Source organism: Bradyrhizobium sp. CCGUVB23, from assembly GCF_024199885.1.
In the GTDB taxonomy this organism is placed as follows: domain Bacteria; phylum Pseudomonadota; class Alphaproteobacteria; order Rhizobiales; family Xanthobacteraceae; genus Bradyrhizobium.
This window is the reverse complement of record NZ_JANADQ010000003.1, coordinates 98,262-110,628: the sequence shown is the minus strand read 5'-3', so window position 1 is coordinate 110,628 and position 12,367 is coordinate 98,262. Positions and strand designations below refer to the sequence as shown.

Below are 12,367 nucleotides of genomic sequence, written 5' to 3'. Positions count from 1 at the left end.
GGGCCGTAGTTGTTTATTAGCTTGAGAGCCGCTGGTAGAGGCCCAGGCACACGCTGGAGACGATCCCCGCCAATAAGCAAGTACTCCAATGTAGGATTTATCAGCTTATCTTCTAACGCGATTGTAGCGAGCGGCGTGATCAAAAAGGCGACGTCCAGCGATTGATCACGCCACCATTTCAACAGATGGAAGAATCTCCCGCTGATGCTCTGGGCGGGAGCAGCAATCTGCTGCGGTTACATAACGCAGACCATAGCTCCCAACTGCTGGCATCGAATGCGACTCCAGCCGTGAATGCGCAGCAGGTATCTCGCTGCGGACAAAACGTTTGCACATGCCATGCTACAAGATTGGCCAAACCCCGATGCTCGACCATGACGCCCTTGGGGGTGCCTGATGATCCCGAGGTGTAGATCACATAGGCGAGGTGGCGTGAGCTCAGGCCGAGCGCGCGCGGGTCCGGATCGGAGGCCGGCAGGTTCGCCCAGGCCGGCGTTGCCGTGTCGAGGTCCACCACCGTCCTATCGAGCAGCGCCTCGCAGCCCAGCGCGGCACGGCCGGCCGCATCGGCCAGCACCAGCGGCGGCGCCGCATCGTCGAGCACCTGGCGCAGCCGCGCGCTCGGATAGGCCGGATCCAGCGGCAGATACGCGCCCCCGCCTTCAGGATCGCCAAAAGCCCCACCACCATCGCCGGACTGCGCGCAAGGCAGATCGCCACCGGCTGATCCGGCCTCACCCCGAGCCCGGTCAGATGATGCGCCAGACGGTTGGCCCGCGCATTGAGCTCGCCATAGCTCACGCGCTCCTCCGCACAGACCACCGCCACCGCCTCCGGCGCCCTGGCTACCTGCGCCTCGAACAGCTCGTGGATGCACGCCTCCGACGGATACGCCGCCGCCGTCCGGTTCAGCTCCTCCAGCAGATACGCCCGCTCAGCGGCCGGCAGGATGTCCAGCTCCCGCACCGGCGTGTTCGGCGCCCGCTCCAGCGCCTCCGCCAGCTGCTCGAGCGTCCGCTGCATGTAGCCGCAGACCCGATCCGCTGAGACGCCTTCCGCCACCTGCGCCGTCACCCCGAGCGCCTCGCCAAAGTCCTCCACCGACAAGGTCAGCGGATAGTTGGTGCGCTCCTCCCCGCCCAGCCATTCCACGCCGGATAGCCCATCGTCGGCGCCGGCGCCGGAGATTGCCGCCGGCATGTTGTGGCGGTAGTTCAACAGCGAACTGAACAGCGGCGCCGGCGCCGCAACGCCGCTGCAGCGTTGCGCCAAGGCCAGCGAGGCATGTTCATGCGCCAGCAGCTCGGAAAGCCGGGCGTGCGTGGTCCGCACGCTCGCCTCGACCCCGCTTCCGTCCAGGTCAAGCCGCAGCGGCAGGGTGTTGATGAACAGCCCCATGGTGCGGTCGCCACCGGCGCCGCCATGCATGCGGCCGAACAGCACCGTGCCGAACACCACCTGCTCGCGGCCGCTGCTGCGCGCCACCACCTGGCCCCAGGCCAGATGGCACAGGCTCGCCAGGCTCACCCCAAGCCGCCGTGCCTGCACCCGCAGCCGCGCGTTGAGCGCCTGCGGCAGCATCCGCTGCGCCTCACGGGCCCCGCTGCCGTCGCCGTGGACCTCGCGCAAGCCAAACGGCGTGCTCGGCTCGTCGATGTCGGCCAGCATCGTCCGGAAGAACTCTTCGTGCGCCTTTGCATCAACGCCCAGCCGTGCCGCCGCCACCAGGTTGCGGAACGGCTGTGGTGCGCTCAGCTCATGCTCTCGTCCCTCCAGCACGGCCCGGACCTCGGCATGCATCACCTCCAGCGTCGTGTGATCCCCGATCAAATGGTGCTGCAGCTGCAGCAGCAGCCAGCGCGCGCCGCCCGCCTCGCGCGCGATCACAAACCGCAACAGCGGCGCCCGGCCAAGCTCGATACGCTGCCGGCGCGGATCAAACCTCAGCCGGAGCTCATCGGGGCCGGGACCATCACAGCCAGCCAGCGCGACCTCGCTCACCCCCAGTGGCGCATTGCGCCACACCACCTGGGCCGGGCGCGACAGGCCTTCCCAGACAAACGACGTCCTCAGGATATCGTGCCGGTCCACCACCCGCTGAACCGCACCAAGATAGCGCTCCAATAGCCCACGGTCGGCGAACGCCATCTGACTGACCAGCAGGTACGGATCGCCCTGGCCGGCCAACAGATGATGGAACAGGATGCCGTCCTGCAGCGGCGACAAGCCATAAATGTCCTGGATGTTGCCGGCCCCACCCGGCACCGTGGCGACGATCCGGTCGATCTCGCCCTGCGTAAGCTCGATCAGCGGCAGCATCTCTGGCGTGATCGCCGTACTCTGCTCGCTGATCAGGTTGGCCGGGACCGCCACCTCCTGATGGCTGCCAAGGCTCGCCGCCAGATCCGCCAGCACCGGCTTGGCGAACAGGGTGCGCACCTCGACCCCAAGCGACAGCCGCCGCAGCCGCGCCATCAGTTGCACCGCCAGCAGCGAGTGGCCGCCCAGTTCGAAGAAGTGGTCGTGCCGCCCGACCCGCTCTAGCCCCAGAAGCTCCGCCCAGAGCGTTGCCAGCGCGGTCTCGATCTCGCCTTGCGGCGGCTCGTAGCTCCGCCGCGCATACGCCTCATCCTCCGGTGCCGGCAGCGCCTGGCGGTCCAGCTTGCCGTTCGGCGTCAAGGGCAGTGCCGCAACCCGCACAAACGCACTCGGCACCATGTAGTCCGGCAGGTGCGCACTCACATGCGCGCGCAACGCGCCGGCCAGCGCGCCGCCATCCGGCCCGTTCGAAGCTGCTTCAGGCGCACACACCACATAGCCGACAAGGTGTTTATCGCCGCTGCGGTCCTCGCGCGCCACCACCACCGCCTCGCGCACCAAGGCATGCTCGCAAAGCCGCGCCGCGATCTCACCCGGCTCGATCCGGAAGCCGCGGATCTTCACCTGCTCGTCGTTGCGGCCCAAGAACTCCAGATTGCCGTCCGGCAGATAGCGCGCCAGATCCCCGGTCTTGTACAGCCGGTCGCCTGCCACAAAGGGGCTGGCGATGAACCGCGCCGCCGTCAGCTCCGGCCGGTTCAGATAGCCGCGCGCAACGCCGGCCCCACCGATGTAAAGCTCTCCTGCCGCCCCAAACGGAACAGGCGCGCCATGACCGTCCAGAAGATACACCCGCGTGTTCGCGATCGGACGCCCAATCGGGACAATGTCTCCATCAAATCCAGCTGGGCAACTCCAAACCGTCGCGCAGACTGTTGCTTCGGTAGGTCCATAAGCGTTGACAATGGATGCGGGCGCCAGACTTCGGATGAGCTCAGCCTTTGGCAGCTCTCCGGCAAGAATGAGAACTTGCGAGGCCAAACATTCCAGATTTTTGCTTCCCTGAAGCAATGCGGGAGGTAACGTCGCATGGGTGATGGCTTCGTTTCGCAGGTAATCCGACAGCTTGTTACTCGCTTGACGGAGCTCATCCGCAGGCAAATGCAATGCGGCAATCTGCTCCTGCGCCGAATGCCATAACGAGCTCCCAGGCGCTTGCATCAAAACCGAACGAGGCGAACTGCACTACTCGGCTATTTGAACAAACGCCAAAAAGTCCGATCTGAGCCAACCCGAGATTGGCCAAGCCCCGATGCTCGACCATGACGCCCTTGGGGGTGCCTGATGATCCCGAGGTGTAGATCACATAGGCGAGGTGGCGTGAGCTCAGGCCGAGCGCGCGCGGGTCCGGATCGGAGGCCGGCAGGTTCGCCCAGGCCGGCGTTGCCGTGTCGAGGTCCACCACCGTCCTATCGAGCAGCGCCTCGCAGCCCAGCGCGGCACGGCCGGCCGCATCGGCCAGCACCAGCGGCGGCGCCGCGTCGTCGAGCACCTGGCGCAGCCGCGCCGACGGATAGGCCGGATCCAGCGGCAGATACGCGCCCCCCGCCTTCAGGATCGCCAAAAGCCCCACCACCATCGCCGGACTGCGCGCAAGGCAGATCGCCACCGGCTGATCCGGCCTCACCCCGAGCCCGGTCAGATGATGCGCCAGACGGTTGGCCCGCGCATTGAGCTCGCCATAGCTCACGCGCTCCTCTGCACAGACCACCGCCACCGCCTCCGGCGCCCTGGCTACCTGCGCCTCGAACAGCTCGTGGATGCACGCCTCCGACGGATACGCCGCCGCCGTCCGGTTCAGCTCCTCCAGCAGATACGCCCGCTCAGCGGCCGGCAGCAGCCCAATCCGGCTCACCGGCTGCTCTGCATCGGCAACCATCGCCCGCAGCAGCGCCAGCAGATAACCGCACTGCCGCGCAATGCTCGCTTGATCGAACAGCGCGGTCGCATAGCCCAGCATTCCGGCGATGACCTCGCCATGCTCGCTTAAGTTCAGCTCCAGATCAAACTTGACCTGATCGTACCCATTCCCCACCATCTCCACCATCAGCCCGGGAAGATCGAAGGATCCACCGGCGTTGTTCCCCAGGCCAGCATCACCTGGAACACCGGCGTGTGATCAAGACGCCGGGGCGGCTGCACAATCTCCACCACCTGCTCAAACGGCAGGTCCTGATGCTCCTGCGCCGCCAAGGCCGTGCGCCGCGTCCGCTCCAACAGCTCCGCCACGCTCGGCTCGCCCGACAGGTCGAGGCGAAGTGCCAGGGTGTTGACGAAGAAGCCAATCAGCTCTTCGATCTCACGGCGACCGCGATTGGCAGTCGGCACCCCGATCACGATGTCGTCCTGCCCCGATAGACGCGACAGCACCGCCGCCCACGCCGCCAACACCGTCGTGAACAAGGTCGTGCCATGCTGCCGGCTCAGCCGCCTCAAGCCCCGCGTCAGATCTGCATCGATCACGACAGGCACACTGGCTCCGGCAAAGGACTGTTGCGCCGGCCGCGGCCGGTCCGTTGGCAACGCCAGGCGCGCCGGCGCGCCAGACAGGGTGTTGCGCCAATACTGCGCCTGGTTCGAGAGCCGCTCGCCCGAGAGCCACTGCCGCTGCCAGGCGGCATAGTCCGGATACTGGATCGCAAGCGGCGGCAGCGGATCGTCTTGTCCGGCCTCAAACGCCCGGTACAGCTGACTGAGTTCACGCGCCAACACGCCCAGCGACCAGCCATCCGAGACAATGTGATGCTGGGTCAGCAGGAAGACGTGCTCCTCGTCCGACAGCCGGATCAGCCGGCCGCGGATCAGCGGGCCGCGCGCCAGAGCGAACGGCGTGCGCGCCTCTTCCTGGCACAAATCCAAAAGCGCCTCGTCTGCATCCGGCATACCCTGCAGATCGTGCTCTATGACCGGCAGCCCCGCATCCGGCGGCAGAACCTCAACCGAGGGCTTGCCCTCCGAGGCGACAAAGATGCTGCGCAGCGCCTCATGACGCGCCAACACACGGTCAAGGCTGCGCTGCCAGGCGCTGCGGTCGAGCACGCCGCGCAGCCGCCACGCCAACGGCATGTGATAGGTCGTGCTGGTCTCATCCAGCTGCGCCAAAAACCACAGCCGCTGCTGCGCAAACGACAGCACCAGGGGCGCTTCGCGCGACCCGCCGACCATCGCCGGCAGGTGTTGCGGACCGGAGCGGCTCAACTCCTCCACGATGCTCACCGCCAGATCGGCTAGCACCGGTTTGGCAAACAACGTCCTCAGCGGCAGCTCTACACCCAGCGCCTGCGACAGCCGGCTCAACAGCCGCACCGCCAGCAGCGAGTGGCCGCCCAGTTCGAAGAAGTGGTCGTGCCGCCCGACCCGCTCTAGCCCCAGAAGCTCCGCCCAGAGCGTTGCCAGCGCGGTCTCGATCTCGCCTTGCGGCGGCTCGTAGCTCCGCCGCGCATACGCCTCATCCTCCGGTGCCGGCAGCGCCTGGCGGTCCAGCTTGCCGTTCGGCGTCAAGGGCAGTGCCGCAACCCGCACAAACCCACTCGGCACCATGTAGTCCGGCAGGTGCGCACTCACATGCGCGCGCAACGCGCCGGCCAGCGCGCCGCCATCCGGCCCGTTCGAAGCTGCTTCAGGCGCACACACCACATAGCCGACAAGGTGTTTATCGCCGCTGCGGTCCTCGCGCGCCACCACCACCGCCTCGCGCACCAAGGCATGCTCGCAAAGCCGCGCCGCGATCTCACCCGGCTCGATCCGGAAGCCGCGGATCTTCACCTGCTCGTCGTTGCGGCCCAAGAACTCCAGATTGCCGTCCGGCAGATAGCGCGCCAGATCCCCGGTCTTGTACAGCCGGTCGCCATCCACAAACGGGCTGGCGATGAACCGCTCCGCCGTCAGCTCCGGCCGGTTCAGATAGCCGCGCGCAACGCCGGCCCCGCCGATGTAAAGCTCTCCCACCGCCCCGAACGGAACAGGCGCGCCATGACCGTCCAGAAGATACACCTGCGTGTTCGCGATTGGACGGCCAATCGTCTCAACGACAGCCTCTCCCCTCGGCATGCAAATCCAGGTCGAGTACGTCGTTGTCTCGGAAGGTGCGTACAGATTACAAAGCTTCTCGATCCGACTGCTCTCGAAGATCTTCTCGATCAGACCTGCCTTCAGCCGCTCACCCGCCAGATTGATGATGCTTGCCGAAGCCGGCACTGCGTTCTTGTCGAGCAGAGCGGCGAGCGCCGAAGGCACTGTGTTGATCAGCGTGACATCCAATGACGTTTGCGCCAGCGCCAGCGCATTGTCGACAACATACAGGGTGCCGCCTTGCGACAGCGGAACGAAGCACTCATAGACCGACAGGTCAAAACTGATCGAGGTGGAGAACAGCATGCGGCTGATCTCTGATTCCGCAAACACGGCACTGCTCCACTGCAGCAGGTTCACGGTGCTCGCATGCTCGACCATGACGCCCTTGGGGGTGCCTGATGATCCCGAGGTGTAGATCACATAGGCGAGGTGGCGTGAGCTCAGGCCGAGCGCGCGCGGGTCCGGATCGGAGGCCGGCAGGTTCGCCCAGGCCGGCGTTGCCGTGTCGAGGTCCACCACCGTCCTATCGAGCAGCGCCTCGCAGCCCAGCGCGGCACGGCCGGCCGCATCGGCCAGCACCAGCGGCGGCGCCGCATCGTCGAGCACCTGGCGCAGCCGCGCGCTCGGATAGGCCGGATCCAGCGGCAGATACGCGCCCCCCGCCTTCAGGATCGCCAAAAGCCCCACCACCATCGCCGGACTGCGCGCAAGGCAGATCGCCACCGGCTGATCCGGCCTCACCCCGAGCCCGGTCAGATGATGCGCCAGACGGTTGGCCCGCGCATTGAGCTCGCCATAGCTCACGCGCTCCTCCGCACAGACCACCGCCACCGCCTCCGGCGCCCTGGCTACCTGCGCCTCGAACAGCTCGTGGATGCACGCCTCCGACGGATACGCCGCCGCCGTCCGGTTCAGCTCCTCCAGCAGATACGCCCGCTCAGCGGCCGGCAGGATGTCCAGCTCGCGCACCGGCGTGTTCGGCGCCCGCTCCAGCGCCTCCGCCAGCTGCTCGAGCGTCCGCTGCATGTAGCCGCAGACCCGATCCGCTGAGACGCCTTCCGCCACCTGCGCCGTCACCCCGAGCGCCTCGCCAAAGTCCTCCACCGACAAGGTCAGCGGATAGTTGGTGCGCTCCTCCCCGCCCAGCCATTCCACGCCGGATAGCCCATCGTCGGCGCCGGCGCCGGAGATTGCCGCCGGCATGTTGTGGCGGTAGTTCAACAGCGAACTGAACAGCGGCGCCGGCGCCGCAACGCCGCTGCAGCGTTGCGCCAAGGCCAGCGAGGCATGTTCATGCGCCAGCAGCTCGGAAAGCCGGGCGTGCGTGGTCCGCACGCTCGCCTCGACCCCGCTTCCGTCCAGGTCAAGCCGCAGCGGCAGGGTGTTGATGAACAGCCCCATGGTGCGGTCGCCACCGGCGCCGCCATGCATGCGGCCGAACAGCACCGTGCCGAACACCACCTGCTCGCGGCCGCTGCTGCGCGCCACCACCTGGCCCCAGGCCAGATGGCACAGGCTCGCCAGGCTCACCCCAAGCCGCCGTGCCTGCACCCGCAGCCGCGCGTTGAGCGCCTGCGGCAGCATCCGCTGCGCCTCACGGGCCCCGCTGCCGTCGCCGTGGACCTCGCGCAAGCCAAACGGCGTGCTCGGCTCGTCGATGTCGGCCAGCATCGTCCGGAAGAACTCTTCGTGCGCCTTTGCATCAACGCCCAGCCGTGCCGCCGCCACCAGGTTGCGGAACGGCTGTGGTGCGCTCAGCTCATGCTCTCGTCCCTCCAGCACGGCCCGGACCTCGGCATGCATCACCTCCAGCGTCGTGTGATCCCCGATCAAATGGTGCTGCAGCTGCAGCAGCAGCCAGCGCGCGCCGCCCGCCTCGCGCGCGATCACAAACCGCAACAGCGGCGCCCGGCCAAGCTCGATACGCTGCCGGCGCGGATCAAACCTCAGCCGGAGCTCATCGGGGCCGGGACCATCACAGCCAGCCAGCGCGACCTCGCTCACCCCCAGTGGCGCATTGCGCCACACCACCTGGGCCGGGCGCGACAGGCCTTCCCAGACAAACGACGTCCTCAGGATATCGCGGTCCACCACCCGCTGAACCGCACCAAGATAGCGCTCCAATAGCCCACGGTCGGCGAACGCCATCTGACTGACCAGCAGGTACGGATCGCCCTGGCCGGCCAACAGATGATGGAACAGGATGCCGTCCTGCAGCGGCGACAAGCCATAAATGTCCTGGATGTTGCCGGCCCCACCCGGCACCGTGGCGACGATCCGGTCGATCTCGCCCTGCGTAAGCTCGATCAGCGGCAGCATCTCTGGCGTGATCGCCGTACTCTGCTCGCTGATCAGGTTGGCCGGGACCGCCACCTCCTGATGGCTGCCAAGGCTCGCCGCCAGATCCGCCAGCACCGGCTTGGCGAACAGGGTGCGCACCTCGACCCCAAGCGACAGCCGCCGCAGCCGCGCCATCAGTTGCACCGCCAGCAGCGAGTGGCCGCCCAGTTCGAAGAAGTGGTCGTGCCGCCCGACCCGCTCTAGCCCCAGAAGCTCCGCCCAGAGCGTTGCCAGCGCGGTCTCGATCTCGCCTTGCGGCGGCTCGTAGCTCCGCCGCGCATACGCCTCATCCTCCGGTGCCGGCAGCGCCTGGCGGTCCAGCTTGCCGTTCGGCGTCAAGGGCAGTGCCGCAACCCGCACAAACGCACTCGGCACCATGTAGTCCGGCAGGTGCGCACTCACATGCGCGCGCAACGCGCCGGCCAGCGCGCCGCCATCCGGCCCGTTCGAAGCTGCTTCAGGCGCACACACCACATAGCCGACAAGGTGTTTATCGCCGCTGCGGTCCTCGCGCGCCACCACCACCGCCTCGCGCACCAAGGCATGCTCGCAAAGCCGCGCCGCGATCTCACCCGGCTCGATCCGGAAGCCGCGGATCTTCACCTGCTCGTCGTTGCGGCCCAAGAACTCCAGATTGCCGTCCGGCAGATAGCGCGCCAGATCCCCGGTCTTGTACAGCCGGTCGCCATCCACAAACGGGCTGGCGATGAACCGCTCCGCCGTCAGCTCCGGCCGGTTCAGATAGCCGCGCGCAACGCCGGCCCCGCCGATGTAAAGCTCTCCCACCGCCCCGAACGGAACAGGCGCGCCATGACCGTCCAGAAGATACACCTGCGTGTTCGCGATTGGACGGCCAATATGCGGCACAGCGTTGTCGCTGAAGAGCCGTCCTGAGGTCGCCACGACCGTCACTTCGGTAGGGCCGTAGTTGTTTATTAGCTTGAGAGCCGCTGGTAGAGGCCCAGGCACACGCTGGAGACGATCCCCGCCAATAAGCAAGTACTCCAATGTAGGATTTATCAGCTTATCTTCTAACGCGATTGTAGCGAGCGGCGTGATCAAAAAGGCGACGTCCAGCGATTGATCACGCCACCATTTCAACAGATGGAGAGAATCTCCCGCTGATGCTCTGGGCGGGAGCAGCAATCTGCTGCGGTTACATAACGCAGACCATAGCTCCCAACTGCTGGCATCGAATGCGACTCCAGCCGTGAATGCGCAGCAGGTATCTCGCTGCGGACAAAACGTTTGCACATGCCATGCTACAAGATTGGCCAAACCCCGATGCTCGACCATGACGCCCTTGGGGGTGCCTGATGATCCCGAGGTGTAGATCACATAGGCGAGGTGGCGTGAGCTCAGGCCGAGCGCGCGCGGGTCCGGATCGGAGGCCGGCAGGTTCGCCCAGGCCGGCGTTGCCGTGTCGAGGTCCACCACCGTCCTATCGAGCAGCGCCTCGCAGCCCAGCGCGGCACGGCCGGCCGCATCGGCCAGCACCAGCGGCGGCGCCGCATCGTCGAGCACCTGGCGCAGCCGCGCCGACGGATAGGCCGGATCCAGCGGCAGATACGCGCCCCCGCCTTCAGGATCGCCAAAAGCCCCACCACCATCGCCGGACTGCGCGCAAGGCAGATCGCCACCGGCTGATCCGGCCTCACCCCGAGCCCGGTCAGATGATGCGCCAGACGGTTGGCCCGCGCATTGAGCTCGCCATAGCTCACGCGCTCCTCCGCACAGACCACCGCCTCCGCCTCCGGCGCCCTGGCTACCTGCGCCTCGAACAGCTCGTGGATGCACTTGTCCGACGGATACGCCGCCGCCGTCCGGTTCAGCTCCTCCAGCAGATACGCCCGCTCAGCGGCCGGCAGCAGCCCAATCCGGCTCACCGGCTGCTCTGCATCGGCAACCATCGCCCGCAGCAGCGCCAGCAGATAACCGCACTGCCGCGCAATGCTCGCTTGATCGAACAGCGCGGTCGCATAGCCCAGCATTCCGGCGATGACCTCGCCATGCTCGCTTAAGTTCAGCTCCAGATCAAACTTGACCTGATCGTACCCATTCCCCACCATCTCCACCATCAGCCCGGGAAGATCGAAGGATCCACCGGCGTTGTTCCCCCAGGCCAGCATCACCTGGAACACCGGCGTGTGATCAAGACGCCGGGGCGGCTGCACAATCTCCACCACCTGCTCAAACGGCAGGTCCTGATGCTCCTGCGCCGCCAAGGCCGTGCGCCGCGTCCGCTCCAACAGCTCCGCCACGCTCGGCTCGCCCGACAGGTCGAGGCGAAGTGCCAGGGTGTTGACGAAGAAGCCAATCAGCTCTTCGATCTCACGGCGACCGCGATTGGCAGTCGGCACCCCGATCACGATGTCGTCCTGCCCCGATAGACGCGACAGCACCGCCGCCCACGCCGCCAACACCGTCGTGAACAAGGTCGTGCCATGCTGCCGGCTCAGCCGCCTCAAGCCCCGCGTCAGATCTGCATCGATCACGACAGGCACACTGGCTCCGGCAAAGGACTGTTGCGCCGGCCGCGGCCGGTCCGTTGGCAACGCCAGGCGCGCCGGCGCGCCAGACAGGGTGTTGCGCCAATACTGCGCCTGGTTCGAGAGCCGCTCGCCCGAGAGCCACTGCCGCTGCCAGGCGGCATAGTCCGGATACTGGATCGCAAGCGGCGGCAGCGGATCGTCTTGTCCGGCCTCAAACGCCCGGTACAGCTGACTGAGTTCACGCGCCAACACGCCCAGCGACCAGCCATCCGAGACAATGTGATGCTGGGTCAGCAGGAAGACGTGCTCCTCGTCCGACAGCCGGATCAGCCGGCCGCGGATCAGCGGGCCGCGCGCCAGAGCGAACGGCGTGCGCGCCTCTTCCTGGCACAAATCCAAAAGCGCCTCGTCTGCATCCGGCATACCCTGCAGATCGTGCTCTATGACCGGCAGCCCCGCATCCGGCGGCAGAACCTCAACCGAGGGCTTGCCCTCCGAGGCGACAAAGATGCTGCGCAGCGCCTCATGACGCGCCAACACACGGTCAAGGCTGCGCTGCCAGGCGCTGCGGTCGAGCACGCCGCGCAGCCGCCACGCCAACGGCATGTGATAGGTCGTGCTGGTCTCATCCAGCTGCGCCAAAAACCACAGCCGCTGCTGCGCAAACGACAGCACCAGGGGCGCTTCGCGCGACCCGCCGACCATCGCCGGCAGGTGTTGCGGACCGGAGCGGCTCAACTCCTCCACGATGCTCACCGCCAGATCGGCTAGCACCGGTTTGGCAAACAACGTCCTCAGCGGCAGCTCTACACCCAGCGCCTGCGACAGCCGGCTCAACAGCCGCACCGCCAGCAGCGAGTGGCCGCCCAGTTCGAAGAAGTGGTCGTGCCGCCCGACCCGCTCTAGCCCCAGAAGCTCCGCCCAGAGCGTTGCCAGCGCGGTCTCGATCTCGCCTTGCGGCGGCTCGTAGCTCCGCCGCGCATACGCCTCATCCTCCGGTGCCGGCAGCGCCTGGCGGTCCAGCTTGCCGTTCGGCGTCAAGGGCAGTGCCGCAACCCGCACAAACGCACTCGGCACCATGT

General features: G+C 66.9%; 2 pseudogenes. Both read right to left on the bottom strand.

Features of this window, described 5'->3' with window-relative positions:
- Nucleotides 1–178: 178 nt before the first annotated feature.
- A pseudogene (locus NLN62_RS53890) lies at nt 179–801 on the bottom strand (AMP-binding protein); the annotation flags it as partial.
- A gap of 54 nt (nt 802–855) precedes the next feature.
- Nucleotides 856–12,365 (bottom strand): annotated as a pseudogene (locus NLN62_RS51575) (amino acid adenylation domain-containing protein); the annotation flags it as partial.
- Nucleotides 12,366–12,367 lie beyond the last annotated feature (2 nt).